The 16,618-nt window shown below is 71.2% G+C and carries 13 protein-coding genes; 4 read left to right on the top strand and 9 right to left on the bottom strand.

Going from position 1 to position 16,618, the window contains the following annotated elements:
* Positions 1-106: 106 nt before the first annotated feature.
* The 3 genes from WFI16_RS05355 to WFI16_RS05365 form a co-directional block, all read right to left on the bottom strand.
* Positions 107-1,318, bottom strand: coding sequence for an NADP-dependent isocitrate dehydrogenase (locus WFI16_RS05355; protein WP_419896754.1), 1,212 nt, complete (start codon positions 1,316-1,318; stop codon positions 107-109).
* A 464-nt stretch (positions 1,319-1,782) separates the two neighbouring features.
* A complete protein-coding gene (locus WFI16_RS05360) occupies positions 1,783-2,055 on the bottom strand; it encodes a hypothetical protein (protein WP_419896755.1) in 273 nt (90 codons plus the stop codon).
* 129 nt (positions 2,056-2,184) lie between these two features.
* Entirely contained in the window at positions 2,185-2,439 is a 255-nt protein-coding gene (locus WFI16_RS05365; RefSeq protein ID WP_419896756.1) for an Lrp/AsnC ligand binding domain-containing protein, read from the bottom strand.
* A 176-nt stretch (positions 2,440-2,615) separates the two neighbouring features.
* Between WFI16_RS05365 and WFI16_RS05370 the strand changes: the two genes are divergently transcribed.
* Entirely contained in the window at positions 2,616-4,301 is a 1,686-nt protein-coding gene (locus WFI16_RS05370) for a thiamine pyrophosphate-dependent enzyme (RefSeq protein ID WP_419896757.1), read from the top strand.
* Between the two features lie 65 nt (positions 4,302-4,366).
* Here WFI16_RS05370 and ggt read toward each other — a convergent pair whose 3' ends face one another.
* Positions 4,367-6,085: a gamma-glutamyltransferase gene (gene ggt / locus WFI16_RS05375; protein WP_419896758.1), complete on the bottom strand. Its 1,719-nt coding sequence runs from the start codon at positions 6,083-6,085 to the stop codon at positions 4,367-4,369.
* Between the two features lie 81 nt (positions 6,086-6,166).
* Between ggt and WFI16_RS05380 the strand changes: the two genes are divergently transcribed.
* Together WFI16_RS05380 and WFI16_RS05385 are read left to right on the top strand one after the other, a co-directional pair.
* The gene (locus WFI16_RS05380) at positions 6,167-6,826 is read left to right on the top strand and encodes a sulfite oxidase-like oxidoreductase (RefSeq protein WP_419896759.1); all 660 of its coding nucleotides are present in this window, start codon (positions 6,167-6,169) and stop codon (positions 6,824-6,826) included.
* Positions 6,819-7,373, top strand: a complete 555-nt coding sequence (locus tag WFI16_RS05385) for a glutathione peroxidase (RefSeq protein ID WP_419896760.1) — start codon at positions 6,819-6,821, stop codon at positions 7,371-7,373. The genes WFI16_RS05380 and WFI16_RS05385 overlap by 8 nt, the downstream gene beginning before the upstream one ends.
* Before the next feature lie 139 nt (positions 7,374-7,512).
* Here WFI16_RS05385 and parC read toward each other — a convergent pair whose 3' ends face one another.
* The gene (gene parC / locus WFI16_RS05390; RefSeq protein ID WP_419896761.1) at positions 7,513-9,750 is read right to left on the bottom strand and encodes a DNA topoisomerase IV subunit A; all 2,238 of its coding nucleotides are present in this window, start codon (positions 9,748-9,750) and stop codon (positions 7,513-7,515) included.
* Between the two features lie 309 nt (positions 9,751-10,059).
* Between parC and WFI16_RS05395 the strand changes: the two genes are divergently transcribed.
* Entirely contained in the window at positions 10,060-11,454 is a 1,395-nt protein-coding gene (locus tag WFI16_RS05395; protein ID WP_419896762.1) for an Nramp family divalent metal transporter, read from the top strand.
* Between the two features lie 33 nt (positions 11,455-11,487).
* On the opposite strand, the gene WFI16_RS05400 is transcribed toward WFI16_RS05395, so the two are convergent.
* The 4 genes from WFI16_RS05400 to recO all read right to left on the bottom strand — a co-directional run bounded on the left by WFI16_RS05400 (position 11,488) and on the right by recO (position 16,614).
* Complete coding sequence (locus WFI16_RS05400) at positions 11,488-14,544, bottom strand: acetoacetate--CoA ligase (RefSeq protein ID WP_419896763.1); 3,057 nt, start codon at positions 14,542-14,544, stop codon at positions 11,488-11,490.
* A gap of 224 nt (positions 14,545-14,768) precedes the next feature.
* Entirely contained in the window at positions 14,769-15,341 is a 573-nt protein-coding gene (locus WFI16_RS05405) for a DUF1003 domain-containing protein (RefSeq protein ID WP_419896764.1), read from the bottom strand.
* The gene (locus WFI16_RS05410) at positions 15,338-15,874 is read right to left on the bottom strand and encodes a mismatch-specific DNA-glycosylase (protein ID WP_419896765.1); all 537 of its coding nucleotides are present in this window, start codon (positions 15,872-15,874) and stop codon (positions 15,338-15,340) included. Before WFI16_RS05410 ends, WFI16_RS05405 begins: the two co-directional genes overlap by 4 nt.
* The gene (gene recO / locus WFI16_RS05415) at positions 15,871-16,614 is read right to left on the bottom strand and encodes a DNA repair protein RecO (protein ID WP_419896766.1); all 744 of its coding nucleotides are present in this window, start codon (positions 16,612-16,614) and stop codon (positions 15,871-15,873) included. Before recO ends, WFI16_RS05410 begins: the two co-directional genes overlap by 4 nt.
* Positions 16,615-16,618: the final 4 nt, after the last annotated feature.

Here is a 16,618-nt window from a genome sequence, read left to right on the forward strand (position 1 = left end):
GGGCAGCGAGCAGCCGGGCGCCAGGTGACGAAAAGAAAAGGGGCCCCGGAGGGCCCCTTTGAAGCTCATCGCCGGCGCCCATCGGGCGCCAGCAGCAAGTAGAAGATTAAGCCATCTTCTTCTTCAGGTTCTCGTCCAGCTTGGCGAGGAAGTTCTGGGTGTTCAGCCAGGGCTGGTCCTTGCCGATCAGCACGGCCAGGTCCTTGGTCATGTGGCCGCTCTCCACCGTCTCGATGCAGACCTGCTCGAGCGCGTTGGCGAAGTCGACCACGTCCTGGGTGCCGTCGAACTTGCCGCGATAGGCGAGGCCGCGGGTCCAGGCGAAGATCGAGGCGATCGGGTTGGTCGAGGTCTCGCGACCCTTCTGGTGCTCGCGGTAGTGGCGGGTCACCGTGCCGTGCGCGGCCTCGGACTCGACCGTGTTGCCATCCGGGGAGAGCAGGACCGAGGTCATCAGGCCGAGCGAGCCGAAGCCCTGCGCGACGATGTCGGACTGCACGTCGCCATCGTAGTTCTTGCAGGCCCAGATATAGCCGCCTTCCCACTTCAGGGCGGAGGCGACCATGTCGTCGATCAGGCGGTCCTCATAGACCAGGCCGCGCTTGTCGAACTCGGCCTTGAACTCGGCGTCGAAGATCGCTCGGAAGATGTCCTTGAAGTTGCCGTCATAGGCCTTCAGGATCGTGTTCTTGTGCGAGAAGTACACCGAGTAGTTGCGCGCCAGCCCGTAGTTGAACGAGGCGCGGGCGAAGCCCTCGATCGAGGCGTTCAGGTTGTGCTGCATCATCGCCGCACCCGGACCCTTGAAATCGAACTGGCCGATTTCCTGGGTGGTGCCGTCGGCGGCGGTATAGGTCATCTTGACGGTGCCGGCGCCCGGCACCTTCATCTCGACGGCGCGGTAGATGTCGCCATAGGCATGGCGGCCGACGACGATCGGCTTCGACCAGTGCGGCACCAGGCGCGGCACGTTCGAGCAGATGATCGGCTCGCGGAAGATGGTGCCGTCGAGGATGTTGCGGATCGTGCCGTTCGGCGACTTCCACATCTTCTTCAGGTTGAATTCCTTCACCCGCGCCTCGTCCGGGGTGATGGTGGCGCACTTCACGCCCACGCCATACTGCTTGATCGCGTGCGCCGCATCGACGGTGACCTGGTCGTCGGTCTGGTCACGGTACTCGACGCCGAGGTCGTAGTACTTCAGGTCGATGTCCAGGTAGGGATTGATCAGCTTGTCCTTGATGAACCCCCAGATGATGCGGGTCATCTCGTCGCCGTCGAGCTCGACGACGGGGGTCTTCACTTTGATCTTGGCCATGCCGGTCCTCGTCTGGACAGTTTTTGCTGGCTGCCGGCCCGGCCGCCAAGGCGGCCGCCGCGGGCTCGGGGCCAGGGGCGATCGGCTCGGCGCAGGCTGGCCGCGCGACGGCGCGGACAATCGCATCCGGGGCGGGAGGCGGCAAGGGGTGCCACGGCGGCCGGCGTGTCACGCGGCACTAACGCCGGCCGGCCGGCGGCGCCGGGCGCGGCCGTCCCGGTGGCCTTGCCCAGCGGCATTTCGACAAGAGTTCGAGACGGGATGCACAGCGGCACGCCGGAGCCTGGTCTAAACTGCGGTCCAGCGGCGGGACTGCCTGCCGGGACCGTTCCCCCGCGGCGCCCGGGCTCCCCCGGTCGGGCTGCCGCCCGGCCCGTCAGGCCCGCTGCCCGGCTGGCCGGTCCCCCCGGCCAGCCCTTCAGGTTCGCCGCCGCCGTCCCCGAGGGGCGGTGGCGGCGGCCGGCCTACCAGCGGCGCCCGTAGCCATGCCCGTATTGCGGCCGGCCGTAATAGCCGCCGCCACCCCGGCCATAGCCGTAGCCATAGTCCCGGCGCGGCGGGCGGCGGTAATGGCGGTCATTGTTGTCCTGCGCGGCGGCGACGGCGAGGCCGGTCACCAGCGCCGCGCCGGCGCCCAGCGCCACCGTGCTGCCCCAGTCGGTCGAGCCGTCCGGATTCTGGCAGCCGCCGAGCACCAGCGCGGCGGCGAGGGCGAAAGCGGGGAGGATGGGTCGCATCGGGGGGGCATCTCCTTCCTATGCGACCGATTCTGTCCCCGCCGTAAGGCATTACAATGGCGCAATGGGGCGCCGCTGCCTCGTTTCGCCATCAACTGTGGCAGAGCGGCTGTCGCCCCGCCGGCCTGCTCAGCCGCGCGGGCCGGAGAAGGCGTTGAAGGTCTGCAGCGTATAGGTGTCCTTGACGCCGGCGACGGTCTGCACCCGCTCGACCACGAACAGGCCGATATCCTGGTCGGGTTCCAGGTAGAACTTGCCGAGCAGGTCATACTGGCCGGAGGTGGAATGCATCTCCGACAGCTCGGGGATGGTGTCGGCCATCTCGCGGGCCACGGCATAGGCCGAGCCCATCTCGCATTTGATCATGACGAAGATGGCGCGCATGGGGTTCTGCTCCTGGCTGTCGGGGCGTTTCTGCGCCAGCCCCGGCGGTGGCGGCAAGGGGCAAAGCCGGGGGCGTGAATTCCCCGCCGGCCCAGTAGCCCTGTCCGGCCGGCTCGGCTAGCTTGCCCCCCGGTTGTCCGATGACTTGCCGTAGGGAAACGTTGAAGATGGATGGGATGAGCACCGCGACCCGCACCGGCGGGCAGCTCCTGGCGGATGCGCTGGTGGCCCAGGGCGTCACGCACGCCTTCTGCGTGCCTGGCGAATCCTATCTGGACCTGCTCGACGGCCTCTATGCCAATGCCGACAAGATCAACCTGACCACCTGCCGCTTCGAGGCGGGGGCGGTGAACATGGCCGAGGCGCATGGCAAGCTGACCGGCCGCCCGGGCGTGGCGCTGGTCACCCGCGGCCCCGGCGCCTGCCATGCCGCGATCGGCGTGCATGTGGCGATGCAGGACAGCACGCCGATGGTGCTGATCGTCGGCCAGATCCCCTTCGCCGAGACCGATCGCGAGACCTTCCAGGAGGTCGACTATCGCCGGATGTTCGGCTCGGTCGCCAAGTGGGTGACGCAGATCGACGATGCCGCCCGCATCCCCGAGCTGATGGCGCATGCCTTCGACGTCGCGACCAGCGGCCGCCCCGGCCCGGTGGTGATCGCCATCTCCGAGGAGATGCAGAAGGTCCGCGTCGCCGTCCCCGATATCGGCCCGGCCAAGGTGTCGGCCGCCTATCCCTCTCCGGCGGCGCTGGACGAGATGGTGGCGCTGCTGGATGCGGCCGAGCGTCCGCTGGTCGTCCTCGGCGGCTCGCGCTGGACCGCCGAGACGCGCCGCATCGTCCGTGACTTCTGCGTGGCGCGCGACCTGCCGGTCTCGGTCGCCTTCCGCCGCCAGAGCCTGTTCGACTGCACCCTGCCGAATTATGCCGGCGATCTCGGCGTCGGCGCCGATGCCGGGCTGATCGCCAAGGCGAAGCAGGCCGACCTGATCCTGGCCATCGGCACCCGCATCGGCGAGCCGGTCAGCCAGGGCTATACCCTGTTCGACATGGCCGGGCAGGGCGGGCAGAAGATCGTCCACATCCATCCCGACCAGGCCGAGATCGGCCGCGTCTATCGCCCGGCGCTGGGCATCACCGCCGAGGTGAATGCCTTCGCCGAGGCGCTGGCCAAGGTCGCGGCCCCCGCCGGCAAGCCGCGCTGGTCGGCCTGGACCCAGGAGGTCCACGCCGCCCGCGTCAAGCAGGCCGAGGCCCCGGACTATGCCGGCCCGCTGAACCTGGCGCGCGAGCTGCAGGCGCTCGAGAAAATCCTGCCGGCGGACACCATCTTCACCTGCGACGCCGGCAATTTCGCCACCTGGCCGAACCGCTTCATGCATCCGACCGAGCAGCAGGAGTTCCTCGGCCCGACCAACGGCGCCATGGGCTATGCCGTGCCCGCCGCGATCGGCGCCAAGATCAGCTTCCCCGAGCGCACCGTGATCGGCCTGGTCGGCGATGGCGGCTTCCTGATGACGGGCCAGGAGATCGCGACCGCCTTCCAGGCCGGCGTCGCGCCGGTGGTGCTGGTGTTCAACAACGGCATGTACGGCACCATCCGCATGTACCAGGAGCGCGCCTATCCGGGCCGCGTCTCCGGCACCCGGCTGACCAACCCGGACTTCGCCAAGTTCATCGAGAGCTTCGGCGGCCATGGCGAGACGGTCGAGCAGGATGGCGAGCTGGTGCCCGCCTTCCAGCGCGCGGTGGCCAGCGGCAAGCCGGCGGTGATCGAGATCCGCACCAATCCGGAGCAGATCACCAACCGCGCCACCATCGCCGATCTGCGCGCCCTGGGCTCCGGCCCGAAGCACTGAGCGCCGGCCCGGTCCGACGGGCATCATCGAAGGGGCGCGTCCTGCGGGGCGCGCCCTTTTTTGTGTCAGTCGCCGATGGCGACGCCCTCGCGCCGCGGGTCGGCGCCGCCGAGCAGGCCCTGCGGCGTCACCCGGATTGCCTGCAGGCCGGAAGGCATCGGCTTCACCTCGACCCGATGGCCGCGCGCCTGCAGCTCGCCGGCCAGGGCGTCACTCTCCAGCTCGGCGGCGCCGCCCAGCGTGCCGACGCGGCGCAGCGACACCGCCGCCTGCGGGTCCAGCCCCCAGTCGAGCAGCCCGACCAGCGTCTGCGCCACATAGCCGATGATGCGCGCGCCGCCCGGCGAGCCGACCGCCGCCGCCAGCCGCCCCTCGCCATCGAAGACCAGGCTGGGCGCCATCGAGGAGCGGGGCCGCTTGCCGCCCTCGACCCGGTTGGCGACCGGGCGCCCGTCGAGCTCCGGCCGGAAGGAGAAGTCGGTCAGCTGGTTGTTCAGCAGGAAGCCGCCGACCATCAGCCGGGCGCCGAAGGCATCCTCGACCGTGGTGGTCATGCTGACGGCATTGCCGGCGGCGTCGATCACCGAGAGATGGCTGGTGCCGTGCTCCGGCTGCTCGGGCTGCGGCGCCAGGGTGACCTGGCGCCAGCGCGGATTGCCCGCCCGCGGCGCGGGGTTGGCGCGGTCGCGGTCCACCAGCTGGGCGCGGAGCGTGAGATAGGACTCCTCGATCAGCCCGGCGACCGGCACCGGCGTCACATCGGCATCGGCCAGATAGAGGTTGCGGTCGGCGAAGGCCAGGCGGCCGGCCTCGACCAGCAGATGCGCCGCCTCCGGCCCGTCGGGTGCCAGGCGCGGCATCGGGAAGTGCTCGAGGATGCCGAGGATCTGCGCCATGGCGACACCGCCCGAGGAAGGCGGCGGAAAGCCGCAGACCCGCCAGACCCGGTAGGGCGCGCAGAGGGCAGCACGGCGCTTGGCGACATAGCCGGCGAGGTCGGCCTCGGTCATGCCATTGCCGGCGCCGCCATGCCGGGCCACGGCGGCGACGATGGCGGCGGCCAGCGGCCCCTGCTGCAGCGCCTTCGCGCCCTCCGCCGCCACCTGCCGCAGCGTCGCCGCCAGGGCCGGGTTGCGCAGCCGGTGCCCGGCCGGCCAGGGCGCGCCGTCGGGCGCCAGGAAATAGGCGGCGGCGGTCGCATCCTGGCGCAGCCGCCCGGCCTCGGCGGCGATCAGCCCGGCCAGGCGCGGCGAGACGGGGAAGCCTTCCTCGGCCAGGCGGATCGCATCGGCGAAGAGCTCCGCCCAGGGCAGCCGGCCCTCGACCCGGTGCGCGGCCTCCAGCATCGGCAGCACGCCGGGCACGCCGACGCTGCGGCCCGACACCACGGCCTCGTAGAAGGGCAGCGGCGTGCCGTCGGGGCGCAGGAACAGGGCAGGGGTGGCGGCGGCCGGTGCCGTCTCGCGCCCGTCCCAGGCGTCGAGCCGTGCCGCCGCCCGGTTCCAGTGCAGCATCAGGGCGCCGCCGCCGATGCCCGAGCTCTGCGGCTCGACCAGGGTCAGCACCGCCTGGATCGCCACCGCCGCATCGACGGCGCTGCCGCCGCGGCGCAGCACGGCCAGCCCGGCCTCGGCGGCCAGCGGATGCGCGGCGGCGACCATCTGCCGCTCGGCGCGGACGGGGGCGCGGACCGAGGCGAGGGCGCCGGGGGCGGAGACGACATCCTGCGCCAGCGCCGGGCCGGCCAGCAGCAGGAAGACACAAGACAGCAGGCGGCGGCGCATGGCAGGACTCCCGAACGAGGCCGGCCCAGGCTTGCATCCCGCCGCCGCCCCGTCACCTATCCAGGGTGAGAGGACCACAGCATGCCCCAGGACGACGCCCCTCCGGGTATCCGGAAAAAACTGGTCGAGACCAAGCAGGCCTGGGCGCGGGAGGGCCGGCTGCTGACCGGCCAGGCCGCGCCGCCGGAACAGCGCCTGCCGCCCGGGCAGCGGCTGGTCACCGACTGGCCGGTGCTCGATCTCGGCATCCAGCCGGAGGTGACACAGGAAAAATTCCGCCTGACTTTGGACGGGCTGGTGGAGAACCCGGTCACCCTCGACTGGGCCTGGCTGCAGGACCTGCCGCAGGAAGAGCGGCTGAACGACATCCACTGCGTCACGCAATGGTCGCGCTACGACAACCGCTGGCAGGGCGTGCCGGTGGCGGCGATCCTGGACCTCGCCCGGCTGAAGCCCGGGGCGCGCTTCGTCCGCTTCGAGGCGCATGACGGCTACACCACCAACCTGACGCTGGAGGATTTCGCGCGGCCCGAGAACCTGCTGGCGCATTCCTGGGACGGCGCGCCGCTGAGCCGGCAGCATGGCGGCCCCTTGCGCGTGCTGGTGCCGCATCTCTACCTGTGGAAGAGCACCAAATGGGTGCGCCGCATCAGCTTCCTGGCGAAGAACGCGCCCGGCTTCTGGGAAGAGCGCGGCTACCACGACCGCGGCGATCCCTGGATGGAGGAACGTTATGGCTGAGCTCACCCGCCGCGGCCTGCTGGCCGCCGCCCCCTTGCTGGCTGCCGCCCCGCTGCCGGCTGCCGCTGCACCCGCCGAGGCCGGCGGCCACGGCTTCCGCTTCGAGAGCATCGAGGGCGGCGAGATCGACCTGGGCACCTGGCGCGGCAAGCCGGTGCTGGTGATCAACACCGCCAGCTTCTGCGGCTTCGCCCGGCAGTTCGCCGGCCTGCAGGCGCTGCACGAGCGCTACGGCCCGCGCGGGCTGCTGGTGCTGGGCGTGCCGTCGAACGACTTCAACCAGGAAGCCGCCGACCGCAACGCCATCAAGGATTTCTGTGAGAACACCTTCGGCGTCGCCTTCCCGATGGCGGCGCCCTGCCATGTGAAGGGGCCGCAGGCGCACCCCTTCTTCGCCTGGGCGGCGGCGCGCAGCACGGCGCCGCGCTGGAACTTCTTCAAGTATCTGGTGGCGCGGGACGGGCGGCTGCTGCAGGCCTTCCCGAGCAATGTCGAGCCGGATTCGGCCGCGCTGACGGCCGCCCTGGACGGCGCGCTGGTCGGCTGAGCCTGCCATTCCAGGCGGCGCCGCCACGCAACCCCGAAGGTCGCGCCGTCGCCGGGCTGCTTCGTCCCTCGTGGCCCCATGGACAGGGCAATCCGACAGAAAAATCCAGGGGAATGCCTTCCCCTGGTTCTGATCCCTGCTACGCCCCGAAGCGGTTCGAGCGCGGGAAGCCGTTCGGCGGCTGCTTGCCGGCGCCGGCGCGGTTGCCGCGCCAGGTGGTCAGGTCGGTTTCCAGCCGCACCCGGTCGCCGATCTTCCAGCTGAGGCCCTCGGTGCCGGTGAAGGTCTTCACATCGGCCAGGCCGCCATCCTTGTAGCCCTGTAGGGCGACGCCGCGGCCGCGCACCATTTCCGGCACCTGTTCCAGCGGGAAGACCAGCAGCTTGCGGTTCTCGCCGATGATGGCGACCGAATCGCCCTCGACCGGGATCAGCCGGGCGGCCTCGGTCGGGCTGTCGACCAGCAGCACCTGCTTGCCGGTGCGCTTCTCGGCCAGCAGGTCGTCGGACTTGACGATGAAGCCGCGGCCGTCGCTGGCGGCGACCAGGAACTTCTTCGCCTCCTTCCAGACGAAGAGGGTGACGACCTCGTCCTCGTTGGTCAGGTCGACCATCAGGCGCAGCGGCTGGCCGTCGCCGCGGCCGCGCGGCAGGGTGTCGGCCTTCAGGGTGAAGCACTTGCCGTTGGTGGCGAAGAGGCAGAGCCGGTCGGTGGTCTCGGCGTGCAGCGCGATGCGCAGCTTGTCGCCTTCCTTGAACTTGTGCTCGGTCTCCGGCGGCTGGTGGCCCTTCACCGCGCGGATCCAGCCCTTTTCCGACAGGATGACGGTGATCGGCTCGCGCTCGACGAAGGCGCGCTCGTCGATCACCACGGTGGCGGGCGCCGCGTCGATGGTGGTGCGGCGGCGGCCGATCGCGGTCTCCTCGCCGAAGCGGGCGCGGGTGGCCTCGACCTCCTCGGCGATGCGGTTCCAGCGCTTGGTCTCGCTGCCCAGCAGCGCCTGCAGCGACTTCTGCTCGGCGGTGAGCTTCTTGTGCTCCTTGCGGATCTCCATCTCCTCCAGCTTGCGCAGCGCGCGCAGCCGCATGTTGAGGATGGCTTCCGCCTGGGTGTCGGTCAGCTCGAAGGCGGCGATCAGCGCCGGCTTCGGGTGGTCCTCCTCGCGGATGATGCGGATCACCGCGTCGAGGTTGAGATAGACGATCAGATAGCCCTCGAGGATCTCGAGGCGCCGGGCGATGGCGGCCAGGCGGTAGTTGCTGCGGCGGACCAGCACCTCGTGCCGGTGGTCTAGCCAGCTGCGCAGCACCTCCTTCAGCCCCATGACGCGCGGGGTGCGGCTGGCATCCAGCACGTTCATGTTCAGCGAGAAGCGCGATTCCAGCGGGGTCGCGCGGAACAGCGTCTCCATCAGCACGGCGGGCTCGACGGTGCGGCTCTTCGGCTCCAGCACGATGCGGACGACATCGGTGCTCTCGTCGCGGACATCGGCCAGCAGCGGGAGCTTCTTCTCCTCCATCAGCTGGGCGATCTGCTCGATCAGGCGGGACTTGGCGACCTGGTAGGGGATCTCGGTGACGACGACCTGCCAGGCGCCGTTCTTCAGCGCCTCGCGCTCCCAGCGGGCGCGGATGCGGAAGCCGCCGCGGCCGGTGACATAGGCCTCGCGCACCGCCTCGGGGCTTTCGACCAGCAACCCGCCGGTCGGGAAGTCGGGGCCGGGGACGTGGCGCAGCAGGTCGGCGACCTCGGCCGCCGGGTTGCGGATCAGCTCGAGGGCGGCGGCGCAGAGCTCGCCGGCATTGTGCGGCGGGATCGAGGTCGCCATGCCGACCGCGATGCCGGCCGCGCCATTGGCCAGCAGGTTCGGGAAGGCGGCGGGCAGGACGATCGGCTCCTGCTCCTCGCCGTCATAGGTGGCGCGGAAATCGACGGCGTCCTCGTCGATGCCTTCCAGCATGGCGCGGGCGATCTCGGTCAGCCGCGCCTCGGTGTAGCGCATGGCCGCGGCGTTATCGCCGTCGATATTGCCGAAATTGCCCTGGCCCTCGACCAGCGTGTAGCGGGCGGCGAATTCCTGGGCCATCCGCACCATGGCCTCGTAGATCGAGGAATCGCCATGCGGGTGGTACTTGCCCATGACGTCGCCGACGATGCGGGCGCATTTCTTGAAGCCAGCGGTGGGGTCGAGGCGCAGCTGGTGCATCGCCCAGAGCAGGCGGCGGTGCACCGGCTTCAGCCCGTCGCGCACATCCGGCAGCGAGCGCGCCGTGATGGTCGACATGGCATAGGCCAGGTAGCGCTCCGACAGCGCCGCCGACAGGTTGGTCGGCTTCACCGCCCCGCCTTCGGGAAGCGTGTTGATGTCGTCGGGCATGGGCACTCCGCTGCAGTCGACTGAAGAGGGCGTCGGCGCCGTCGGCGGCCGGGACGGGCCGGGGGCACCTGCGGGGGCTAGCGCAGCCGGGCCGCCAATGCCAGCGCTGGCTTGCTTCTACCCCTGAACATAGCATGAACTTCCGGCGATGCCAGCCGCCACGCCCACGCCACACGATTCCGGGAGCGCCGGTCGCACAGGATCGACGCCCCGCGCCCTGGACCGCAAGTTGCCCGCACAAGCAGAGCTGTCCCGCCCAGGAAGGCAGGGATGGCCACCGGGAAACAGCGATCCAGGAAGGAGCCGCGCATGAGCGCCAGCGCCGCGCGTCACGACGATCCCTATCACCTCGACCCTGCCGCCGTGCAGGAGGCGCCGACCGGCTGGGGCGCGTCGCTGAAGCATCTGGGGCCGGGGCTGATCCTCAGCGCCTCGATCGTCGGCTCGGGCGAGCTGATCGCCACCACCACGCTCGGCGCCAAGGCCGGCTTCGCGCTGCTCTGGATGGTGATCTTCTCCACCTTCGTGAAGGTGGCGGTGCAGGTCGAGCTGGCGCGCTGGACCATCTCCACCGGCCAGCCGGCGCTGACCGGCTACAACAAGCTCGGCCCGCATGTCGCCGGGGTGGGCTGGATCAACCTGCTCTGGGCGCTGATGGCGCTGTCGAAGCTGCTGCAGATGGGCGGCGTGATCGGCGGCGTCGCCATCGCCTGCTCGATCCTGCTGCCGCTCGGCGGGCCGCCGATGGAGACGACCTCGATCACCGTCTGGACGGTGATCGTCGCGGTCGGCAGCATCGCCCTGCTCTGGTCGAACAGCTACAGCCTGATCGAGAAGGGGGCGACGGCGCTGGTCGTGGTCTTCTCGCTGGTCACCATCGCGATCGCCCTCGGCCTGCCCTTCACCCCCTATGCCTATGGCATGGACGATATCGCCACCGGCCTGGCCTTCACCATCCCGGCCGGCGCCATCGGCGCCGCCATCGCCATGTTCGGCATCACCGGGGTCGGCGCCGACGAGCTGACCTTCTACACCTACTGGTGCGTCGAGAAGGGCTATGCCCGGCATGTCGGCCCGAATGACGGCTCGGCGGCCTGGAAGCGCCGGGCGCAGGGCTGGATCGGCGTGATGTACAAGGACGCCTTCGTCTCCTGGTGCATCTACACCTTCGGCACGCTGGCCTTCTTCCTGATGGGCGCCGCCGTGCTGAACCCGCAGGGCCTGGTGCCGCAGGGCAACGAGATGATCACCGCCCTGTCGCGCATGTACACCGACACGCTGGGCGACTGGGCCGGCATCCTGTTCCTGCTTGGCGCCATCGCGGTGCTCGGCTCCACGCTCTGGGCGGCGGTGCCGAGCTGGTCGCGGATGTACGTCAACCTCTTCGCGGTGATGGGCATGCTGGACTGGCACGACCCGGCGCAGCGGCTGCGCTGGATCCGCGGCTTCACCATCGGCCTGCCGCTGGTCTGGGGCCTGGCCTATCTCTTCGTCCGCTCGCCGGTGCTGATGATCCAGATCGGCGGGGCGGCCACCGGCGTCTTCCTGCTGGCCGCCGTCGTCGCCGTCTGGCACCTGCGGCAGACCGAGACCGATCCGGCGATCCGCGGCGGCTCGGCCTTCAACGCGCTGCTCGCGGTCAGCAGCGTCGCGATCGTCCTTCTCGGCGCCTATACCGGACTCAGCGTCTTCGGCGTCGTGTGATGCCGGGGGGGCGGCGCCGCTGCCCCCCTTTCGTCAGGCCAGGCAGGCGTCGAAATGGCGGGCGACCGCCTGGACATGCGGCTCGGTGATCATGCTCAGATGGTCGCCGGGCGCCTCCAGCACCACCAGCCGGCCGCCGCCGATCCGGCGCCAGACCGGCTCGGGGTCGAATTCCCCGGCCAGGCCGGCGCGGATGAAGACCAGCCTCCCGTCATAGGCGCCCGGCTTGTAGTGAGTGAAGGCGGTCAGCGCCGCGCCGCGCACCGCGCGCAGCGCCGGCGGCAGATGGGCGTCGCCGATCTGCGCCCCGGCCAGGTCCGGCCGCAGCGGCGCCCGGCCCAGCCGGATGCGCAGCCGGTCCAGCATCACCCGGCCCTTGTCGACCAGATAGCCGAGCCGCTCCGCCGGCGGGCGGCGCAGCACCCCCTGCAGATGGCGCAGCGGCCGCATCAGGCGGTAGCGCAGCCATTGCCGCCCGGGCAGGAAGCGCGCATGCACCAGCGTGTCGATCATCAGCACCTGGTCGACCGCCTCGCCCTCGGCGCGCAATTGCCGGGCGATCTCGAAGGCGACCATGCCGCCGAAGGAATGGCCGCCCAGCGTGTAGGGCCCCTCCGGCTGCACCTGGCGGATCAGCGCGAGGTAGTCGCGCGCCATGGCGACGATGCAGCTGTGCGGCGGCTGCCCGGCCTGCAGCCCGCGCGCCTGGATGCCGACCAGGGGACGCCGGCTGGCCAGCGCCTTCTGCAGCGGCGCCAGGTCGAGCACCGCGCCGGACAGGCTGTGGATCATGAAGAGCGGCCGGCCCTCGCCGCGCTGCAGATGCACCACCTGGCGCGGGCCCTCGGGCAGCGGCGCGCCGAGCGCCGCGGCCAGGTCGCGGAAGCGGGCGCCCTGCAGCAGCAGGGTGGCCGGCAGGTCGATCCCGGTCAGCCGCTGCAGCTCGGAGAACAGCCGCGCCGCCATCAGCGAGCTGCCGCCCAGCTCGAAGAAATCGTCCTCCGGGTCGATCTCCGCCATGCCGAAGATCTCGCTCCAGACGGCGCGCAGGACTTCCTCCGGCTCCTGATCCAGCGGCGCGGCGCTGCCGGTGGCGGCGCGCGGCCGCAGCGCCGGATGGGCGCGGAGCTCCTCCAGGCAGTCCGGATTGGCCAGCGCGCCGAGGTTGCGCGGGGCGAGGCCATTGACCAGGTCGGTCACCGCCGCCTCGGACTGCTTGCCGCTGCTGGTCAGCGGCAGGGCCGCGACCGGCAGGATCAGCGCCGGCACATGCGCGGCCGAGGCCTCGCGCGCCAGCACGCGGCGGATGCGCCCAGTCAGCGCCGAGGTCAGCGAGACCCCGGGCCGCAGCACCACCAGCAGCAGCAGCCGGCCCTCGGCGAATTCGGCCGGGGCGCGCTGCTCCACCGCCATGACGCCGGCGAGCTCCGGCCAGCCGGCCAGCAGGCGGTAGATCTCGGCGGGACCGACGCGGATGCCGCGGATGTTCAGCACCCCGTCGGAGCGGCCATGCAGCCGGATGCCGCCCGTCGGCCCGATCGCCACCCGGTCGCCCTGGGTCCAAAGCCCTTCGTTCTGCGCGAAATAGGCCCGGTGGAAGCGCGCGCCGTCCGGATCGTTCAGGAAGCCCAGCGGGCGGGAGGGGAAGGGGGTGGCGCAGACCAGCTCGCCGACCGGGGCATCCGGCGTCGCGCCCTCGGCGCGGATGTCCATGGCGAGGCTGGCGCAGGGGCTTTCGCCGGCGCGCACCGGCAGGTCCGGCCCGCCCAGCACGAAGCAGCCCAGGATGTCGGTGCCGCCGGAAATGGAATGCAGCGGCACGGGCTTCACGCAGTCCCAGACCCAGGCGAACTGGTCGTCCTGCAGGATCGAGCCGGTGGAGAGCACCAGCCGCAGATCCTGCAGCGCATGGCTCGCCGCCGGCACCAGCCCGGCATTGGCCGACAGCCGCAGATAGGGCGGGCTGGTGCCGAAGACCGTGACCTTCTCCGCAGCGACGATGTCCCAGAGGGTGGGCGCCGCGACCGGCCCGTCATAGGCCAGGATGGCGGCGCCGCTGGCCAGCGCCGAGATCTGCCAGTTCCACATCATCCAGGCGCAGGAGGTCTGGAAGAACAGCCGGTCGCCGGGCCGCAGATCGGCATGCAGCCGGTGTTCCTTCAGATGCTCCAGCAGCGCGCCGCCGGCGCCGTGCAGGATGCATTTCGGCCGCCCCGTGGTGCCGGAGGTGAACATGATCACCAGCGGCTGGTCGAAGGGCAGCTGCGGCCAGTCCGCCTGCAGCAGCGGCGCGCCTTCCAGCATTTCCGCCAGGGTCGTGGCGGGCAGGGCGAAACCGCCGGTGGCGCCCTCGTCCAGCGCGACGATGCCGCGCAACGAGGGCAGCGCCGCCGCGATGCGGGCGATGCGCTCGGGCAGCGGCAGGCCGGTGTCGAAGGGGCGCGGCGCCAGGCTGGCGAGGAGCAGGCTCGGCTCGATCTGGCCGAAGCGGTCGATCACCGCCTCCGCCCCCATCTCGGGCGCCGCCGTGGACAGGCTGGCGCCGAGGGCGGCGGCGGCCAGGAAGACCACCACCGCTTCCGCGCCGTTGCGGCTGACCATGGCCAGCCGGTCGCCGGGGCCGATGCCGAGGCGGCGCAGCCCGCCGGCGACGCGCTCCACGCGGTCGCGCAGCGCGCCGCGGGACAGGCGCTGCGCGGTGCCGCCCTGCGGCAGCGAGATCAGCGCCGGCAGGGCATCGTCGAAGGCGGGGGAGAGCAGGTTGTCGGCGACGTTCAGGCGCAGGCGCGGGAAGAAGCACGCGGTCTCGATCGCCTCGCCGGCGCAGACCGGCAGGGCATCGCCGCTGTGGCGCAGCCCCGACCAGGCGAGGAATTCCCCCCAGAAGCCGCGGAAGTCGCCGATCGACCAGGCCTGCAGCGCGGCCTGGTCGGCGAAGGGCTGCTCCCGGCGCCCGGCCAGGAACTGGCAGAACTGGCGCAGCTGCGACGGGCCGCCGGGCCGCGGGGCGGGGAACAGGATGCGGCCGGCCGCGGGTTCCTTCCGGGCGAGGAAGGGCTGGGCGGCGGCATCGAGGCGTCCATAGGCCATGGCGTTTCGGATCCCGTGTCGGCGGACCCGGGAAGAATATTGCCAAAAAGCAATATTAACCAATTATAAATCGAGACGTTTTGCCAGTTTTCGCGCTTTTTCTTCAGAAGGTATTTTTATTTATTCAAGATTTTACATTATTTTGAGGAAATTATTGCGCGTTTTGAGTGTCGGGTGTCCACCGCCTGACGACGATCTCGCTGAACGGCCGCCGGGCGCCGCGCCTAGCGCGGTGACCGCAGCCGGGCCAGCTCGTCCTTCAGCTCGGCCAGAATCGCCTGCTGCGCCTCGAGCTGGGCATGCAGCCCCTCGATCCGCATCCGGTCGAGCTTCTCGTGCAGCGCCATGATCTCGATCTCCGCCTTCAGATTGACCTCGTAGTCATGCGCCGCCACCAGCCGGTCCTTCGCGCTCTGGCGGTTCTGGCTCATCATGATGATCGGCGCCTGCAGCGCGGCGACCATCGACAGCAGCAGGTTCAGGAAGACGAAGGGATAGGGGTCGAAGGGCCGTGTCAGCAGCACGGCATTCATTCCCACCCAGATCAGCAGCACGCCGACGCAGATCAGGATGAAGGTCCAGCTGCCGCCGAAGCTGGCGACGCGGTCGGCGATGCGGTCGCCGAAGGACAGGCGCTCGGCGAAGGCCTCGTTGGTGTCGTGGCTGAGCGGACGGCGCGTCAGCGCGCGGCAGAGCGCGCGGTGCTCGGCCTCGCCGATCGTCGCATGCCGGCCGAACCAGCGCTCGGCCAGCGCCCGGTATTCGGCGCTGTCGGGATCGGGGGCCTGGTCGCTCATGGACGCACCTCGGGGGAAGCCGGAAGAGAATCACCGCGGAACCAGGCGCCGAGCGCCAGCCAGGGGCGGGCATCCCAGAAGCGGCTGGCCTGGCCGCTGGTCGAGGGCAGCACCCAGACCGGCGGGAAATCCGGCGGCGCCTCGGCCCGGCCATAGGCCAGGCTGCCGGTCGGCCGGCCGAGGAAGGCGGCGGCCGGCGCCTTGGCGGTGAAGGCCAGCGCCGCCGGCCGCACCGCGCGCACCCGCGCCGCGAAGCCGGCCGGGTCATAGGCGCCCTTGGGCAGCTGGTCGTCATTGCCGAAGGCGTGCTTGGCCATGTCGGTCAGGCCGATGCCGTGGCGCAGCAGCTCGGGATATTCGGCCGGTCGCAGCTGCCGCGGCGTCAGCCCGGCCTCGAACAGGATGCGCCAGAAGCGGTTGCCGGGATGCGCGTAATAGGCCCGCCGCGCCGCCGAGACGGCGCCGGGGGCCGAGCCGCAGAAGACCAGCCGCAGCCCCGGCACCAGCAGGTCGGGCAGCACCGGCTCGGTCATGCCGGGGCTCCGGGAATGAGGTTGGCGACGCGGTCGACCAGCCGGCTCCGCGCCGCCGGGACCGGGCGGTGCCGCCCGCCGAACAGGTCGCGCGCCAGGAAATGGCCGGTCAGGGCCAGACCCTTCAGCCATTCCGCCGGGTCGCGCTCGTCCTGGCCGCCCTGCAGGAACAGCGGCAGCGGCAGCAGCCGGTCGCGATAGGGCTCGGCGGCGGCGCGGCTGACGGCGCGGCCGGTGCGCGGCGAGACATGGGTCAGGTCGTCGCGGCTGCCGGTGACGGCGCAGGCGGAGAGGTCGAGGGCGAAGCCCAGGCTTTCCAGCAGCAGCGCCTCGTAGCGCACGTAATCCGCCAGCAGCGCCGGCGCGCCGCGGCCGAGACCGGCCATCAGCGCCAGCAGTCCCGAGAAGACCCGCGGCTGCGGTTCGCGCTCGGGCAGGGCGTCGAGGGCCAGGGCGCAGGCGGCGTTGAGGAGCGCCAGCGTCAGCCGCTCGTCGAGCGCCAGCGCCGCGGTCGGATGCACCATCTCGCCGCGCAGCGCGCCGAGATGCTCGGCCTGGCGCCCGGTCCAGCGCGCCTCGACCAGGTTGCCCCGCTGCCACAGCCCGGCCTGGGCGCGCGAGGCGCCGCCATGCGCCAGCCCGGCATGGCGGCCGTGTTCCTCGGTCAGCAGCTCGACGATGGCGCCGCCCTCGCCATGCGGGCGGGCCTCCAGCACGATGGCGGGGGCCTGCCACTCCATCAGG

This window comes from Roseomonas sp. USHLN139 (assembly GCF_037145735.1).
Lineage (GTDB): Bacteria > Pseudomonadota > Alphaproteobacteria > Acetobacterales > Acetobacteraceae > Pseudoroseomonas.